This window comes from Actinoalloteichus sp. AHMU CJ021 (assembly GCF_002895405.1).
Lineage (GTDB): Bacteria > Actinomycetota > Actinomycetes > Mycobacteriales > Pseudonocardiaceae > Actinoalloteichus_B > Actinoalloteichus_B caeruleus.
Genome location: NZ_CP025990.1, coordinates 5,845,907 through 5,861,447, shown reverse-complemented (window position 1 = coordinate 5,861,447; position 15,541 = coordinate 5,845,907). Strand labels below are relative to the sequence as shown.

The following is a 15,541-nucleotide window of genomic DNA, read 5'->3' as shown; positions in this document are numbered from 1 at the left end:
ACGGGCGCACCAGGCCTGGTCCGCCGCGTCGTTCGACCCGACCGTCCTCACTCCGCCTCGGGCCCGGGTCCATCCACCAGCCGTCCCTCGGACAACCGCAGCCAACGCTGGACCCCGATCGCCGAGAGGAACCGTTCGTCGTGGCTGACCACGACGAACGCATTCTGGTAGGCGTTCAGCGCGCTCTCCAACTGGCCGACGCTGACCAGGTCCAGGTTGTTGGTGGGTTCGTCGAGCAGCAGCAACTGGGGAGCGGGCTCGGCGAACAGGACGCAGGCCAACGTGGCGCGGAGCCGCTCCCCACCGGAGAGCGCGCCCACCGGTAGCTGGGCGCGTCCGTCCCGGAACAGGAACCGGGCGAGCAGGTGCATCCGCCGCGACGGCGGCAGCTCGGGTGCGAAGGCGGCGAGGTTCTCCGCCACCGTCCGGTCGGGATCGAGCAGGTCCAGTCGTTGCGACAGCGCGGCGATCCGCCCCTCCACCCGACGGGTCGTCCCCTCGTCCGGCCGCCACTCGCCGGAGACGAGACGGAGCAGGGTGGACTTCCCCGAGGCGTTGGCACCGGTCAGCGCGATCCGTTCGGGGCCTCGGATGGCCAGGTCGACCCCGTCGCCACCGAAGAGGTCACGGTCACCACGCCGCACCCGGAGCCCCTGCCCGAGGAACACCGTCCGCCCGGCGGGCAGGTGCGTCGCGGGCAGGTCGAGGGAGATCCGCTGGTCGTCCCGGACGGCGCGTTCAGCCTCCTCCAACCGCGTCCTCGCCTCGGCCACCCTGGCGGCGTGGGTCTCCCTGGCACGGCCCGCCGACTCCTGCGCGCCGCGCTTCAACCCGCCCGCGACGATCCTCGGCAGGCCCGCGTTGCCCAGGTTGCGTGCCGCGGTACTGGCCCGCCGCTCGGCCCGCTCCCTGGCCTGTTGCATCTCCCGCTTCTCCCGGCGGACCTCCTGCTCGGCGCTGCGGACGGCGCGTTCGGCGGTCTCCCGTTCGGCGCGGACAGCCTGTTCGTAGGAGGTGAAGTTCCCTCCGTGGAAGCGGAGCCGACCCCGGTCCAGTTCGGCGATGCGGTCCATCTGGTCCAGCAGCGTCCGGTCGTGGCTGACGACGACCAGGCATCCCTGCCAGGATGCGAGCACCTCGGACAGCCGGCGGCGGGCGGCCAGGTCGAGGTTGTTGGTGGGTTCGTCGAGCAGCAGGACGTCGGGGCGGGCCAGCAGCCGGGCCGCCAGGCCGAGGGAGACGATCTGCCCCCCGCTGAGCGTGCCCAGCCGGTGTTCGGGACGGACGTCGTGGAGTCCGAGCCGGTCCAGCTCGGTGCGGGTGCGGTCCTGGACGTCCCAGTCGTCGCCGATGGTGTCGAACAGCTCCTCGCGGGTGTCGCCGGCCTCGATCGCGGCGAGCGCGGCCAGCCGTGGCGCCACTCCCAGCACCTCGGCGACGCTCAGGTCGCTGGACAGCGGGAGCGTCTGCGGGAGGTACCCGACGACGCCGCGTGTGGTGACGCTTCCCCCGGTGGGCTGCTGCTCGCCGGCGATCAGGCGGAGGAGGGTGCTCTTGCCGGCGCCGTTGGGTGCGACCAGGCCGGTGCGGCCGGCCCCGAGGGCGCAGGACAGGCCCTGGAGGACCGTGGTGCCGTCGGGCCAGGCGAAGGACAGGTCGGAACAGGTGATGGCGGCATCGGACATGGGATACCTCGCGGTGCTCGGACCGTCCGGCCCCGCACGCGCGGGACGGGAACGGGAGGAGGAAGGGACGACGGCGGCCCCGGCGGCGTCACACGCTGATGCCGGCGGCCAGGGCACATCCGGGCTCACCCGGAGATGTCGTCGTCACTCACCACGTTCGGTCTCCCCCTGCTGGGAACACTGCTCCCGGCCACGGTAGCAGCAGTGTCCACCCAGTTCCGGGGGCCAGGCGCACCGAGGGCGGCGGGGAAACCGGCGGGAGGCGGACGACGCTGTCCACCTCCTGGTCACCGCTGGCGCCGCCGGACCCGGACGATGCTGTCGGTCATGGCACCGGGCTGGCCGTCCGGGCCGTCCTGGGCGCGGGTCCACTCCTCGCAGCGCAGCTCCTCCCACTCCTGATCCGCCAGCGCCAGGCTGTCCAGGACCTCCCGCGCGCTCGGGAACCTCACCTCCTGGTGCTCGCCCGTGGCCCAGGACGGGCCGGCGGCGTGCCCGACGACCAGCAGCGTCCCGCCCGGTCGCACCGCGGCCGCCGCCCTGCGCAGGACCCGTTCCCGGGGCAGTTCCCTCGGTGACTGGAGGAACTGCGCGGAGACGAGGTCGAACTCCCCGGCGGGGAAGGACACCGCGAGGTCGTGGTGTTCGTCGTCGACGAGGTGGCCGACGCCGGCCTCGTCGGCGTGTCGCCGGGTTCGGGCCAATGCCACCCGGGAGATGTCGGTGGCGGTGACCCGCCAACCCCGGCTGGCCAGCCAGACGGCGTCCCCTCCCTCACCGCACCCCAGGTCCAGGGCGTGGCCGGGGCTCAGGTCAGTGGTCTCCCGCACGAGTGCGGCGTTGGGTCTGCCGCTCCAGATCCGGTCCGAGCGGTCGTAGAGGTCGTTCCAGAACTGTTCGTCCTGGCTGGCGGCAGTGGACATGGTCGACTCCTCGTCGCGGTGGTGGTGACGTCGTGTCTCCCGCCGTCGGCTCCGTCCGGGGAGCCCGTCGGTGGGCTGGGGCGGGCGGGCTGGTCTCGGGACGCCGGCGCCGGGGCGCGGCCCAGGAACGGGGACGCGGGCACCGGGTCACAGGCCGTGCCGCGCGCCACCCACGACCCGGTCGGTGACCTCCTGTTCCCGGCGGGGGGTGAACCCGCCGTAGGCCCGCACGGCCTCGGCGGTGTCCTCGGTGACCAGGTCGGTGTTGATCAGGGCCCCCGCGCGGACGCCCGAGGCGGCGGCTCCGACGATCTGGTCGGCCAGGCTCGTCACGTTGCCGGCCACCCACACCCCCGGCACGGTGGTGGCGCCCGTGGGGTCCGCCGGTACGTGCGCTCCGATGGAGTGGCCCCGCATCTCCTGGTCGGCGGCGGTCAGTCCGAGAGCGCTGAGCACCTCGGCACGGGCCGCGAAACGCGGCGACACCACCAGCGCCTGGCAGTCCACCTGGCGGCCGCCACCCAGGGTGACCCCGGCCAGTCGGTCCTCCTCCAGCCGCACCCCGGTGACCTCTCCCCGCACCCGGGTGACACCACGTGCGGCGAGCTGCTCGGCCTCCTCGGGGGTCGGTCCGGCCCAGGTGTGCTCGAACAGCGTGACGTCGGTGCTCCACTGCCGCCAGAGCAGCGCCGCGTGCACCGCCATCGGCCCGGTGGCCAGCACCCCGATGCGCTGGTCCCGCACCTCCCAGCCGTGGCAGTACGGGCAGTGCAGCACCTCCCGGCCCCACCGCTCCCGAAGACCGGGCACCGGGGGCAGTTCGTCGACCAGGCCGGTGGCCACCAGCAACCGCCGGCTGTCCACCACCGTCCCGTCCGCCGTCGTGAGCTGGAACTCCCCGCCGCCGCCCCGGGTGACGGACACGACGGTCCCGGTCAGGAACTCCCCGCCGTAGGAGGCGACCTCGGCGCGACCGCTGTCCAGCAGTTCAGTCGGTGCCGCGCCGTCGCGGGTCAGGTAGTTGTGGGCGTGGGCCGCCGGCGCGTTGCGCGGCCGACCGTCGTCGATCACCAGCACCGAACGCCGCGCCCTGGCCAGGGTCAGCGCGCCGCTCAGCCCCGCCGGCCCGCCGCCGATGACGACGACGTCCCACCGGGGCCCCGCGCGCCGGCCCTCCTGCGGGGCGCCGTTCTCCCTCTCGGTCATCTCAGGACCTCCTCTCCGACACGAGAGTGCCGACCGAGACGCGATGTCGCCAACTCCTGTTGCCGGTATGGCAAAAATTGGTGTGCGCGGAGGGGACCCGTGACGCCACCACAGCCACCTCGGGCGCGCTCACCCCACGGACACGGCGTCCCACCGGACCACGACGACCACACCGAGGTCGGATGCCGGCACGGGCCTTCCGGGGCGCCGGGCGACGAACCCGACCACAGCCCTGGCCCTCGGCCCTCGGATCACTCCCCGGAGGCCGACACCGCCGCCGAGTAGCGGCGGGCCAGACGCGCGAAAGCCTCCCGCAACTCACGCGGCCCGACGATCTCCAGGTCGACGTCGAAGGAACCGATCTCGGCGGCCAGCCGCGTCCAGGACCACGAACCCAGGACCAGGCGACAGCGGTCCGGGCCGACGGCCTCCACCACCCCGTCCCACGAGTGGCGGGTCACCGCCGACGCGGGAAGATCGAGGATCACCTCACCACGACAGGGCCAGTCACCGGACTCGCCCGCCCCGAGGAACCGGCTGGTCACGAAGGCGGACACCCCACCTCCCGGTAACGGCCTGGGGGTGAATCGAGGCCCCGTCGGGGTGCGCGGGGTGATCCGGTCGGCGCGGAAGGTCCGCCAGTCCCCGCGATCCAGATCCCAGGCCACCAGGTACCAGCGCCCACCCCAGGCGACCAGGTGGTGGGGCTCCACCCGCCGAGGCGGTCCGCCCACGCCGCCCTCCCCCTGGTCCACCGGGCTGGCGTAGTCGAACCGGAGCACCTCCCTGGCGTGGACGGCGGCGCCGAGCGCCACGAGCACGGCGCTGGCGACACGGCCGCCCGTCCGCGCCGGTGGCTCCACCGAGGTGAACGGGAAGGTGTCGATGCGACGGCGCAACCGGGCCGGCAGCACCTGCCGCACCGTGGTGAGCGCCCGCGCCGAGGCCTCCTCGATACCCGCCCCCGTCACGGTGGCGATCTGGAGCGCGATGGCCAACGCGACCGCCTGCTCGTCGTCGAACAGCAACGGCGGCAGCTCACTGCCCGCCCCGAGCCGGTAGCCCCCGTCGGGCCCCTTCACGGCGCCGATGGGATAGCCGAGTTCCCGGAGGCGGTCGACGTCCCGGCGCACGGTGCGCGGGCTGACACCCAGCCGTTCGGCCAACGCCGGACCCGGCCAGTCCCGACGCGTCTGGAGCAGCGAGAGCAACGACAGCAGCCTCGCCGAGGTTGTCGGCATGGTTTCCAGCATGCCCGAAGAAGCGGACACACCCTGTCCTCTTCCGGTGCCATCGTGGGCGACGTGCCAGTCAACGACACCCACCACGAGGACGGAGACCCCGTGTCCACCACCCCCGCCGCCGCTCTCGACACCGAGCGGGCCGACCTGCTCGACGCGCTCGCCGCCGCCCGCGCCGCCCTGATCACGACCGTCCAGGGGCTCAGCGACCAGCAGCTCGCCGAACGGCCCACCGCCAGCGCGCTGTGCCTGGGCGGAATCGTCAAGCACGTGACCAGCGCGGAGGAGGAGTGGATGAACTTCGTGCTCCACGGCCCGTCGGCCCTGCGCTACGAGCTGCCCGAGGGCGTCACCTGGGACGACGTGGCCGCCGGCACCGCACGTGAGTTCCCCCAGTGGATGATCGACCACCAGAACGACTTCCAGTGGTCGCCGCAGGACACCCTCGCCGGCATCCTCACCCGCTACGAGCAGGTCGCCGCCCGCACGGAGGAGATCATCAACGGCGTGCCCGACCTCTCGACCGCCCACCCCCTGCCCGAGGCACCCTGGCACCAGCCCGGCACGGTGCACAGCATCCGACGGGTGGTGGCGCACGTGATCATCGAGACCGCCCAGCACGCCGGACACGCCGACATCCTGCGGGAGACGCTGGACGGGCAGACCTCGAGCTGACCGGACGGGGGCGGTGCCCGGTCCCCTTCCGGGCCCTGCCCCAGCCCGCGTCGGTCCGCTCCCCAGCACGACGACCCCGGTCGCGGCCGGGCCCGCTCCCACCCCCTTTCCACGCCCCGCCCCGGTCGCGCACGACACCGCCACCTCCCCCGCGCACCCACCGCACCCACCGCACCTCGAGGAGAACGCCGCCCCATGAGCCCGACGACCGTCCTCGACACCCGGGCGCTCAACCGCGCGACGCTGGCCAGGCAACTCCTGCTCGACCGCGCGCACCTCCCGGTCCTCGACACCGTCGCCCACCTGGGCGGGCTCCAGGCACAGGAACCGCAGGAACCGTTCGTCGGGCTCTGGTCGCGGCTCCGCGCCTTCCGCCCGGACGCGCTCTCGGAGCCGTTGACCGGCCGCCGGGTGGTGCGGGCGCACCTGATGCGCCGGACCGTCCACCTCCTCACCGCCGAGGACGCGCTGGCCTGGCGCAGCCGCCACGACGGGATGCTGCGCCAACGAGTGCTGGGTGTCTACCGCGACGCGCTGACCGGGGTGGACCTCGACGCGCTCGCCGCGGCGGGTCGCGCGGTGCTGGCGGACGGCGAGCCCCGGTCGATGTCGGAGCTGGCGCGCGCGGTGGCCGACGACTGGCCCGGGGTCGGCCCACGACCACTGGGGGAGATGCTGGTCGCCGCCCTCATCCCCACGGTGCAGATACCGCCCCGCGGGCTGTGGCGAACGAGGGCCGGAGCACGGTACCGCCCGCTCGCCTCCTGGTTGGGCCGGGAGCCCGCCGAGTCACCCGCCGAGGGGGAGCCCGACACGGTCGGCGCGGCGCTGCTCCGCCGGTACCTCGCCGCGTTCGGGCCGGCGGCCTCGGCCGACCTGCGGGCCTGGTGCGGCCTGACCGGTCTGCCCGCGGCGGTCGCCTCGATCCGCGAGGAACTGGTCTCCTTCCGGGACGCACGGGGCCGCGAACTGCTCGACCTGCCCGACGCGCCCCGCCCGGACCCCGACACGCCCGCCCCGGTCCGGTTCCTCCCCGCCTTCGACAACGCGATCCTGGGCTACCACGACCGGACCCGGATCATCGACACCGCCCACCGCCGCCTGTCCGTCGAGGGAGCCCGCGTCGTCCTGGTCGACGGGCGCGTCCGCGCGACGTGGACCGTCGACTCCGCGACCGTGGTCGTCACGCCGTTGTCGCCCCTGTCCACGGTCGACCGCGACGCGGTGGTCGAGGAAGGCCGCGCGCTGGCGTCGTTCCTCTCCGACCACGACACCCAGGACGTGCGGATCGCCTCCACCTCGGATTGAGGGAGAACGACCCCGCGCGCCGTCCAGCGCGGAACCCGGTGCGGTGCCGATACTGGCTGCGACCGGACGACACCGACCCGTCAGCCGGGTTGACGGCGTGCGGGACGCACCCACGACGGAAGGAACACCACCGATGACGTTCCCCATTCTCGAAGGCAAGGTCGCGATCGTGACCGGCGCGGCCATGGGCATGGGCGAGGCCACCGCCAAGCTGTTCGCCGAGGCCGGGGCCCGGGTGGTGGTCGCCGACCTGAACGAGGAACGGGGCAGGGCCGTCGCCGCCGACATCGAGTCCGAGGGCGGCAGTGCCCTGTTCCACCAGGTCAACGTCGCCGTCAGCGACCAGGTCCAGGCGCTGGTCGCCGCGACCGTCGAGCGGTACGGGAGGCTGGACGTCGCCGTGAACAACGCCGCCGTGGCCCCCGACGACCAGCCTGTCTCCGACTTCGACGAGCAGTACTGGGACCGGGTGCTGGCGGTCGACCTCAAGGGCACCGCGTTGTCGATGAAGTGGGAGCTCCGCCAGCTCCTCCGCCAGGGCGAGGGCGGTTCCATCGTCAACATCTCCTCGGTCAGCGGCTTCCGCCCCCAACCCCACAACCCCGCCTACGTGGCCGCGAAGCACGGCGTCAACGGCCTCACCAAGACGGCGGCCCTGGAGAACGGCGCACACGGAATCCGGGTGAACGCGGTCGCCCCGGGAGCGATCGACACCCCGATGCTGCGGGGCGCGCTGGAACAGCTCGGCCTCACCGAGGAGCAGTACGCACCCCAGCTGAGCCTGCTGGGCCGTTTCGGCCAACCTCGTGAGGTGGCGCAGGCCAGTCTCTGGCTGGCCTCCGACCTCTCCTCCTACGTCACCGGGTCGGTGATCCACGCCGACGCCGGGTACACCAGCCGCTGACCGCCCACGCGGTACGCCGCGGGGCGGCACGCCCGGGACCGGTAGCTCAGCGTTCCGCCCGCCCGGTCGGGAGCCCCGCTGTCGCCGTGGACCGTGGGAGACGTGGGCCGGGGCGGCGGGGTGCACCGGCCCGCGGGGCAAGCCAGACGAACGGCCGCCGGCGCGCGGGGAAGCCGGGTCCCCGACGGCCGTGGCCCTCCGCCCTGGGCGGCACCGGATGGGCACACCCACAGCCGGTTTCGGCTCATCGGCCGTGAGGGCCCTCGACCAGGCTTGGAGCGGCCTCTCCGCCTGGCCACCTCGACTGCTCACGCTTCCCGGACCGGCGCGCGGCGGCCGTCGGTGCCCGACCGTGGCCGTCCCAGGGGACGGCACGTCACCGGCGGCCGGCGCCGGTCGTTTCCCGCGGGTCCCCTGAGCCACGCGGTGCGACCAGGAGCCGGTCCTCTCGTGGTGGGGTTGACCCGTCGGCCGCATGGGGCGTGCGCGATGCCGTGAGCGCGGTTCCCCGCCGATCCGCTGCCGTCCAGTCCCAGTCCTCACCGTGGTCCCTTCGGGGACGCCGCCGCGACCGAGGACCGTCCGCGTGAGGCCGACGGTCCCGCGCCTTCCCGGATCTGGACGCTGTTCGGCTGCCCACCGGCTCCCGGTGCGCCCCTCGCCGGTTCGGGTGAGGCGCGCGGCCGTCGCGCCCAGGACCGGCGCCCCGGGGTTCCTCGGGAGAACGTCCCGCATACCCCGTGGTGGTCCACCTCTGCCCAGGTCCGCCTGGGCCAGGGCCGGCGGGATGGCAGGGGACAGGCCCGCTCGGTGTGCGGCGCCACGGGCACCGTTACCGCTGCCCCACCGCTCGGGGCGAATCCGTGGTCAGGGCGGGGGAACCCGCCGGCCGTTCTTACGTCACCGTGACGGAACAGCCCGGTGTGGCTACGCCGGCGAAGATCCCTGCTCCACCCCGCCCAGGCGCCCCTCGACCCAGGGGCGCGGGGTTCACGACGTCACCGTCGAGGCACCCGCGCCCCTGAACCCGGCGGCGCGGACTTGGGGGTTGTCCTCGCGCGGGGACGACCGCCCCGCCCCCTTCGCTGAGCCCCTACTCTTCCCCCGCCTTTCCGTTGGTTTCGTTTCGTAGTCACCAACCAAACGATACGAAATACCGTGTGCAGGTCAGCGCGTGACGATTACCGCGCATAATCGCGCTTATGTGCGGTAAGCGGGTTGTGGGGGTGCCCTCGCGCGCCGAGGGGCGGCTATCCCGTGGCTCGCGGTTCCGAGACCCGGACGCCGGGTGCCAGGGTGCTGATCCGGTGGACGCGATCCCCCGGTCGCCGACCGAGCATCGACGACCGGGGGCGTCGGTGCGGCGGTGTAGACAGGGAGGCCGAGAGCACGCCCACACTCCGTGCCCCCGCGAGGAACACGACAAGGAGACCCCGATGGCCAAGTACCTGCTGCTCAAGCACTACCGAGGGGCACCGGCCTCGGTCAACGACGTGCCCATGGCCCAGTGGGCGCCGGAGGAGGTCGAGGCTCACGTCCAGTACATGAACGACTTCGCCGATCGGCTCAGGAGCACTGGCGAGTTCGTCGACGCCCAGGCGCTCTCCCCCGAGGGCACCTTCGTCCGCTACGACGGGCCGGGGCGCCCACCAGTCACCCACGGCCCGTTCGCCGAGACCAAGGACGTGATCGCCGGGTGGATGGTGATCGATGTCGACACCTACGAACGGGCACTGGAACTGGCCGGCGAGCTGTCGGCGGCTCCGGGGGCGGGTGGCGAACCGATCCACGAGTGGTTGGAGGTGCGCCCCTTCCTGACCGAGCCCCCGACCACCGCGGAGTGATACGGAGGCGACACTCGTCGGCAAGGGTGACCGCGCCCTCCCGGGCGCCCGGGCAACGGGTTCCCTGCGCCGCTCCGGCTAGCTCGCCGACCACCCCTGCGCCGACGAGCTGCTCTGCCCGCACACCTCGGCCGCGTTGCCGTGCTTCCAACGGTTCTCCGGGCTCACCCCCCATCACCGGCACGCGGCGACGGTGAAGCTCATGGACCGCCCCCGCTGCGGTGCCTCCGACGTCGACCCGATCCAGACCGGCGCGGTCGCGGCCGACGAGGACACGACCCCTTCACCTTCTCGGTACTCCCCGGAACACGCACCGGGTCCGCTGGGCAGCGTTCAACGGCACCAGCCGACATGACCGACGAGGAGTTCCGGGGGAAGGCCGCGGTGGGCGCCTGGGACGGGATGCTGCCGATCTCCCTCCCTCCCCGGGCCTCGGTGGCTCGGCCAGCGTGACCCTCGACATCGGGTTCATCAGCCCGTTCCTGGCGTGGTGTTCGGTGAGCATGGTGGATTCCCTGGTGGACTTCGACCGGGACAACGCCTACGCCACCGACATCTTCACCGTGGACGAGACGCGCACGACCTCGCGGGTGACCGGCGGGGACCACTGGGGACCGCCGGGCAGCGACGACAACGTGTTCGAGCCCGCGCTGGTGGGTACCGGGCAACGAGTCAACTGCTGGCTGCGCGGCGTGCACGCCGACGATCTGGACACCTTCGGCTACGCCTGCCTGCTGGTCACGGAGTGACCGGCCACCCCCCAGCAGGTGCTGCCGTCACGTGGAGCCAGAGGTCCCGGGTGGCCCTGGCACCCGTGCCCGTCGCGGGTGGTTCCGGTCTCACCCGGAGCGGCCAGGGCCGGTCGGGCGACGCGTCAGCCGCCGGGATCCTGGCGGGCCCCGGTCTCTGGGGTGACCTGATGACTGAGCTCGGACCCGTCACCTGGCCGCCCGCCCCGATCAGGACCGATCGGCTCGTGCTCCGCGAGTCCGAGGCCCGGGACCGCGCGAGGTTCGTCGAGCTCTTCGCCTCGCCCGAGGTGGGTACGCACATCGGCGGGTCCCGCCCGCACGCCGAACTCGAACGCGCGGTGCCCGAGGTGCCCGGGCGGCGACCCGGTTCCTTCGTGGTCGAACTGGGCGGGACGATGATCGGTGTCGTCACGCTCGACCGGCGCGACGCCGAGCACGGGGGCCAGGTCCGCCCGATCACCGGGAAGGTCGAACTCGGTTACCTGTTCCTCCCCGAGGTGTGGGGGCGGGGCTACGCCACCGAGGCGTGCGCGGCGGTCCTCGCCTGGTTCGCCGCCGCGCTGCCCGGCGAGCAGGTGGTGCTGCGCACCCGGACCGCCAACGACCGCGCCAGGCGCTTGGCGCTGCGGCTGGGGTTCACCGAGGTGGAGCGGTACGAGGAGTACGGTGCCGAGCAGTGGTTGGGGACGTGTGCCCCGAGCGCGTCGACCGGGTGAGTTCGGCAGCGGGGCGGGTGGTGTCCTTGAGCTCCCGGGACCCCCGACCAGCTGAACCACCGTGGGCTCACCAACGAGGAGTGGCGCACGGTGGGCTGGCGCCGGACCGCACGCGCCCGCGCCTAGTCGCGCCCGCCGTCGAAGGTGATGTCGAGTTCCGCGAGGAACGCCGTCGCCGCCGGCGTCAGGGTCCCCTGGTTCCAGATGAGGTGCTCCACCCGAGTGGGAGCGTCCCGGACCGGGACCGTGACCACCCCCGACAGGTGGGGGGCGTAGCGGGCGGGCAGCAGCGCCACGCAGAGGTTCTGGCGGACCAGGCGCACCATCATGACGTCCACCGTGGTCACCTCGAAGGCGACCTCGCGGTGGACACCGGCGGCGGCGAACGCCTGGTCGGACTGCGCTCGTCCCGCCGTCCCCCCGGGGAGGTCCACGAACGGTTCGGCGCCCAGTCGGGCCAGGTCCACCTCGGCCTCGTGGGCCAGGGGGTGGGTGGGCGCGACCACCGCCACCAACCGGTCCTGGGCCAGTCGCCGCGCCCTGACGCCCTCTGGTCGGGACGTCACCGGCAGCCCGAGGAACCCGATCTCGATCTCGCCGTTCCTGACCTGGTCGACGAGGTGTTCGCTGGGCCCGACCCGCAGGGCGACCCGCACGTGGGGGTACCGCTGGCGGAAGGCCCGCAGGGCGGCTGGGATGTCGACCGCGGCGACGGTGGGGATCACCCCGACGGTGAGGCGCCCCCGCACCTGGCCGACCGCCGCGGCGACCTCGGCGGCGGCCCGTTCCGCGGCGTCGAGGCACTGGCGGGCCAGGGGGAGGAACGCCGCGCCGGCGGGTGTCAGGCGCACGCGTCGGCTGGTGCGGTCGAAGAGGCGGGCGCCGAGTTCCCGTTCGAGGCGGGCGATCTGGTGGCTGAGCGCGGACTGGACGACCAGGCACCGCTCGGCGGCCCGAGTGAAGTTGTTCGTCTCGGCGACGGCGACCACATACCGCAGTTGGTGAAGTTCCACGAAATCCATCGTGATCGTCGATCAATGCCATGACAACCATGTGTTGGACTCATTGATCGTCGGCGGTGATGCTGGTCGTCGTGAGAAACCTGATCACGGTGCCCGCGGCGGCCGGTGTCGCGGGTGTCGTCACGACGGCGTTCGCGCCCGCGGTGTGGGGGACGACCTACGTGGTCACCACCGAACTGCTGCCCCCGGGCCATCCGCTGTTCGCGGGCGTCGTGCGCGCCCTGCCGGCTGGGCTGGTCGCGTTGGCGATCACTCGCGCGCTGCCGCGTGGGGTGTGGTGGATGCGGGCGGCGGTGTTGGGGGTGCTCAACATCGGGGTGTTCCTCCCCCTGCTGTTCGTGGCCGCCGAGCGCCTTCCCGGCGGGGTGGCCGCCACCCTGGCCGCGGCCCAGCCGCTGGTCGTGGCGGTCCTCGCGGTGGTGGTGCTCCGGCAGGCCCCGTCGGTCCGGGGCATCGGGTGGGGGGTCGCGGGGGTCGCGGGGGTGGGCCTGGTGGTCCTCGGTCCGGACGCGGTGTTCGACGCGGTCGGGCTCCTCGCGGGTCTGGGCGGTGCGGTGGCGATGGCGTTCGGGGTGACGTTGACCAAACGGTGGGGACGACCGGCCGGTGTGGGTGCGACCGCGTTCGCGGGTTGGCAGCTCGCGGCCGGTGGTCTGTTCCTGGTACCCCTCATGCTGCTGGTCGAGGGCCCGCCGCCACCGGTCGACACCCCCGCCGTGCTCGGCTACCTCTGGCTGGGCCTGCCGGGCGGGCTCCTCGCCTACATCCTGTGGTTCCGGGGCATCACGGCACTCCCGGTGACCTCGGTCGCCGTGCTCACCCTGCTCTCGCCGCTGGTGGCGGCCCTGCTGGGGGCGGTCCTGCTCGGTGAGCTCCTCGGCCCCCTCCAACTGGTCGGGTTCGCGCTCTGCCTGGCCGCGATCGTGGCGAGCCAGGCCACCCCGAACCTCGTTCGGACAGTCAAGCGAAAGGAAACCACCTCATGAGGATCATCGTGGTCGGAGCCGCCGGGATGGCCGGTTCCCGTGTCGTGACCGAAGCCGTCGAGCGGGGCCACCACGTCACCGCCGTGTTCCGGGAGACGCGTCCCGAACACCTGCCCGCGCAGGTGGAGATCACGCACGGCGATGTGACCGATGTCGACCGCATGACCGGGGTGTTCGAGGGTGCCGACGCGGTGGTCGGCGCCACCCGACCCGCCCCGGGTGCGGAGGACACCGTCACCGCGACCACCACGGCGCTGCTGGACGCCGCCGAGGCGACCGGCGCCCGTGTCCTGGTCATCGGCGGTTCCGCTCCGCTGCGAGGGCCGTCCGGTGGCCTGGTGTTCGACGACGCGCGGTACGTGCCGCCAGCCGTGCGCGCCATCGCCGGCGCCAGCATCGCGCAGCTGGCCGCCTGCCGGGTCCACCCCGCCGACTGGGTCTACCTGAGCCCGCCCGCGTTGCTCGAACCCGGCCGTCGGACCGGTGAGTACCGGCGTGGCACCACCACACTGGTCACGGCCGCCGATGGAACTTCCCGGATCTCGGCGGAGGACCTCGCGGTGGCCGTGCTGGACGAACTGGAGAACCCCAGCGGGGATCGCCAGGTCACCGCGGCCTACTGATGAGATCGGCCGCACGGGAGGTGGCCCCGGATGTTCACGGCCCGCACCTTCCGCGCGGTAGGACCGGGGACGGGCCGTTGGGGCGCGGCCGCCGTCCGCGTCGGGACGAGTGGTCGGCCGCTCTCCCCGACGGGCCGCATCTCCACCCCGCTGGGCTGGGTGGTGGGTGCCAGGACCAGCGACCGGGGGCGGTGTCCCTTCTCCGCCGGGGGTTCCGGTCGGGTCGCGGCGGGCGCCGGGCCGGGGGCGAGGCGGCGCTGTCCTCATTTGCCCATCGCCGCGGCCAGGGCGGCCCGTCGGGCGAAGACCCGGTCCTGGGAGGCGGCCATCTCCCGCAGAGCGGATTTCCGTTCCCTCCCGGACAGCCTGTCCAGGTACAGCTGACCGTTGAGGTGGTCGGTCTCGTGGCGCAGACACCGGGCGAAGTAGCCCCTGCCCTCGATGACCAGGGGGTTTCCGTCCAGGTCCTGGCCTCGGGCCACCACCCGGTCGGGGCGGGCCACCACCCGGTAGGGCCCGGGCACCGACAGGCAGCCCTCGGGTTCCTCGACCAGCCGCCGCTGGTCGGCCGGGATCTCGTCGAGGACGGGGTTGAGGATGTGGCCGACGTGGCGGATCCCCCACTCGTCGGTCATGTCCCACACGAACACCCGCAGGTCCACGCCGACCTGGTTGGCGGCCAGGGCCGCGCCCTCGGCCGCCTGGTTGGTGGCGAACATGTCGTCCACCAGCTGGGCGAGTGCGGCGGTGCCGAACTCGGTGACCTCACGGCATGGGCGCCGCAGCACCTCCTCACCCACCACGGTGATGCGACGGACCGCGCCCCGCTCGACCTCGGGCGGAACGCGGGGGTAGGAGTCCACGGGGATTCCCCGCAGTCGCACTCGTCGGTCCCGTGCCGCCCCTGCCTGGACATCCATCGTGCACCGGTGCCTTCCCTGCTCCCTGGGCGGCTCCTCCGCGTCCCGTGGGACACCACCGTGCGGGGGGCCGCCGTGATCGAACATTCTGCAAAGTAGCAGACTTTGCAAAATGGACGTTGATCCGAGGTCTCCCTCCACACCAGGCGGGGGCAGGCGCCGCTCCCGGCGCAGCCTGCCCGACCACCCGGTGCGGGTCGCCCTGCTGGACCTGCTCGCCGAGCACGGCAGTCTCACCTCGAGCGAGGCCGGGGCCCGCCTGGGCCGCAGCTCCGGCGTCTGCTCCTTCCACCTCCGCCAGCTCGCCCGGCACGGCCTCATCGAGGAGGTGCCCTCCGACGACGGACGTGCCCGGCCCTGGCGGTTGCGCTGGGGCCCGACTGAGGATCCCGACCCGCACCCGAAGCGCACCGCCACCCTGCCGTCGAAGGACGGGGTGGCGGTGGCGGCGGAGGACCCGGGTGGGTCGCGGCACCGGGAGGTGGCCGAGCCGTCGACACCGGACGCCGCGTCGTTCACCGCCGTCCTGCACCTGTGTCCCGAGGAGGCGGCGGAGCTGGCCGCGTCGATGCGCCGCCTCGTGGCGAGGTATCGGGAGCGTGCCCGTCCCTCCCCCTCCCGCCCCTCGGGGGGCGTGCCGGTGGCCGCCCTCGTGCAGCTCCTCCCCCTGCTGCCCGAGGAGCGCTGAGCAGCTCGGCCCGCTACCGGCCGGTGGGCACGGGGGCGCGGTGACGCG

General features: G+C 73.5%; 15 protein-coding genes. 9 read left to right on the top strand and 6 right to left on the bottom strand.

Going from position 1 to position 15,541, the window contains the following annotated elements:
* Nucleotides 1-47 precede the first annotated feature (47 nt).
* The 4 genes from C1701_RS24620 to C1701_RS24605 form a co-directional block, all read right to left on the bottom strand.
* Nucleotides 48-1,685, bottom strand: coding sequence for an ABC-F family ATP-binding cassette domain-containing protein (locus C1701_RS24620; protein ID WP_103056714.1), 1,638 nt, complete (start codon nt 1,683-1,685; stop codon nt 48-50).
* A gap of 287 nt (nt 1,686-1,972) precedes the next feature.
* A complete protein-coding gene (locus tag C1701_RS24615; RefSeq protein WP_026418041.1) occupies nt 1,973-2,608 on the bottom strand; it encodes a class I SAM-dependent methyltransferase in 636 nt (211 codons plus the stop codon).
* A 147-nt stretch (nt 2,609-2,755) separates the two neighbouring features.
* On the bottom strand, nt 2,756-3,814 hold the full coding sequence (locus C1701_RS24610; protein WP_103056713.1) for an NAD(P)/FAD-dependent oxidoreductase: 1,059 nt from the start codon (nt 3,812-3,814) through the stop codon (nt 2,756-2,758).
* Nucleotides 3,815-4,065: 251 nt separating this feature from the next.
* Nucleotides 4,066-5,055: a WYL domain-containing protein gene (locus C1701_RS24605; protein WP_026418043.1), complete on the bottom strand. Its 990-nt coding sequence runs from the start codon at nt 5,053-5,055 to the stop codon at nt 4,066-4,068.
* Nucleotides 5,056-5,118: 63 nt separating this feature from the next.
* On the opposite strand from C1701_RS24605, the gene C1701_RS24600 reads away from it, so the two are divergent.
* From C1701_RS24600 to C1701_RS24575, 6 genes are all read left to right on the top strand, one after another.
* Nucleotides 5,119-5,730 carry a DinB family protein gene (locus tag C1701_RS24600; protein ID WP_372492946.1) on the top strand — a complete coding sequence of 204 codons (612 nt, stop codon included), beginning with the start codon at nt 5,119-5,121 and terminating at the stop codon, nt 5,728-5,730.
* Nucleotides 5,731-5,925: 195 nt separating this feature from the next.
* Entirely contained in the window at nt 5,926-7,038 is a 1,113-nt protein-coding gene (locus tag C1701_RS24595; protein WP_103056712.1) for a winged helix DNA-binding domain-containing protein, read from the top strand.
* Nucleotides 7,039-7,171: 133 nt separating this feature from the next.
* Nucleotides 7,172-7,942 (top strand): SDR family NAD(P)-dependent oxidoreductase, encoded by a 771-nt coding sequence (locus C1701_RS24590; protein WP_026418046.1) that lies wholly within the window; start codon nt 7,172-7,174, stop codon nt 7,940-7,942.
* Nucleotides 7,943-9,378: 1,436 nt separating this feature from the next.
* The gene (locus C1701_RS24585; protein ID WP_026418047.1) at nt 9,379-9,786 is read left to right on the top strand and encodes a YciI family protein; all 408 of its coding nucleotides are present in this window, start codon (nt 9,379-9,381) and stop codon (nt 9,784-9,786) included.
* 449 nt (nt 9,787-10,235) lie between these two features.
* Nucleotides 10,236-10,535, top strand: coding sequence for a hypothetical protein (locus tag C1701_RS24580; RefSeq protein WP_026418048.1), 300 nt, complete (start codon nt 10,236-10,238; stop codon nt 10,533-10,535).
* A 170-nt stretch (nt 10,536-10,705) separates the two neighbouring features.
* Entirely contained in the window at nt 10,706-11,254 is a 549-nt protein-coding gene (locus C1701_RS24575) for a GNAT family N-acetyltransferase (protein WP_026418049.1), read from the top strand.
* A 122-nt stretch (nt 11,255-11,376) separates the two neighbouring features.
* On the opposite strand, the gene C1701_RS24570 is transcribed toward C1701_RS24575, so the two are convergent.
* Nucleotides 11,377-12,267 (bottom strand): LysR family transcriptional regulator, encoded by an 891-nt coding sequence (locus C1701_RS24570; RefSeq protein WP_103057175.1) that lies wholly within the window; start codon nt 12,265-12,267, stop codon nt 11,377-11,379.
* A 68-nt stretch (nt 12,268-12,335) separates the two neighbouring features.
* On the opposite strand from C1701_RS24570, the gene C1701_RS24565 reads away from it, so the two are divergent.
* Both C1701_RS24565 and C1701_RS24560 read left to right on the top strand, forming a co-directional pair.
* A complete protein-coding gene (locus C1701_RS24565) occupies nt 12,336-13,262 on the top strand; it encodes an EamA family transporter (protein WP_081895392.1) in 927 nt (308 codons plus the stop codon).
* Nucleotides 13,259-13,885 carry an NAD(P)-dependent oxidoreductase gene (locus C1701_RS24560; RefSeq protein WP_103056711.1) on the top strand — a complete coding sequence of 209 codons (627 nt, stop codon included), beginning with the start codon at nt 13,259-13,261 and terminating at the stop codon, nt 13,883-13,885. Before C1701_RS24565 ends, C1701_RS24560 begins: the two co-directional genes overlap by 4 nt.
* A 263-nt stretch (nt 13,886-14,148) precedes the next feature.
* Here the strand turns inward: C1701_RS24560 and def are convergent, their stop codons facing one another.
* Complete coding sequence (def, locus tag C1701_RS24555) at nt 14,149-14,748, bottom strand: peptide deformylase (RefSeq protein WP_016697937.1); 600 nt, start codon at nt 14,746-14,748, stop codon at nt 14,149-14,151.
* Between the two features lie 169 nt (nt 14,749-14,917).
* Between def and C1701_RS24550 the strand changes: the two genes are divergently transcribed.
* On the top strand, nt 14,918-15,493 hold the full coding sequence (locus C1701_RS24550) for a helix-turn-helix domain-containing protein (RefSeq protein ID WP_051713440.1): 576 nt from the start codon (nt 14,918-14,920) through the stop codon (nt 15,491-15,493).
* Nucleotides 15,494-15,541: the final 48 nt, after the last annotated feature.

What these genes read in the sequence shown, in the direction of transcription:
- C1701_RS24620 (WP_103056714.1), bottom strand. Translation starts at nt 1,685, where the DNA reads ATGTCCGATGCCGCCATCACCTGTTCCGACCTGTCCTTCGCCTGGCCC.
- C1701_RS24615 (WP_026418041.1), bottom strand. Translation starts at nt 2,608, where the DNA reads ATGTCCACTGCCGCCAGCCAGGACGAACAGTTCTGGAACGACCTCTAC.
- C1701_RS24610 (WP_103056713.1), bottom strand. Translation starts at nt 3,814, where the DNA reads ATGACCGAGAGGGAGAACGGCGCCCCGCAGGAGGGCCGGCGCGCGGGG.
- C1701_RS24605 (WP_026418043.1), bottom strand. Translation starts at nt 5,055, where the DNA reads ATGCCGACAACCTCGGCGAGGCTGCTGTCGTTGCTCTCGCTGCTCCAG.
- C1701_RS24595 (WP_103056712.1), top strand. Translation starts at nt 5,926, where the DNA reads ATGAGCCCGACGACCGTCCTCGACACCCGGGCGCTCAACCGCGCGACG.
- C1701_RS24590 (WP_026418046.1), top strand. Translation starts at nt 7,172, where the DNA reads ATGACGTTCCCCATTCTCGAAGGCAAGGTCGCGATCGTGACCGGCGCG.
- C1701_RS24585 (WP_026418047.1), top strand. Translation starts at nt 9,379, where the DNA reads ATGGCCAAGTACCTGCTGCTCAAGCACTACCGAGGGGCACCGGCCTCG.
- C1701_RS24575 (WP_026418049.1), top strand. Translation starts at nt 10,706, where the DNA reads ATGACTGAGCTCGGACCCGTCACCTGGCCGCCCGCCCCGATCAGGACC.
- C1701_RS24565 (WP_081895392.1), top strand. Translation starts at nt 12,336, where the DNA reads ATGCTGGTCGTCGTGAGAAACCTGATCACGGTGCCCGCGGCGGCCGGT.
- C1701_RS24560 (WP_103056711.1), top strand. Translation starts at nt 13,259, where the DNA reads ATGAGGATCATCGTGGTCGGAGCCGCCGGGATGGCCGGTTCCCGTGTC.
- C1701_RS24550 (WP_051713440.1), top strand. Translation starts at nt 14,918, where the DNA reads ATGGACGTTGATCCGAGGTCTCCCTCCACACCAGGCGGGGGCAGGCGC.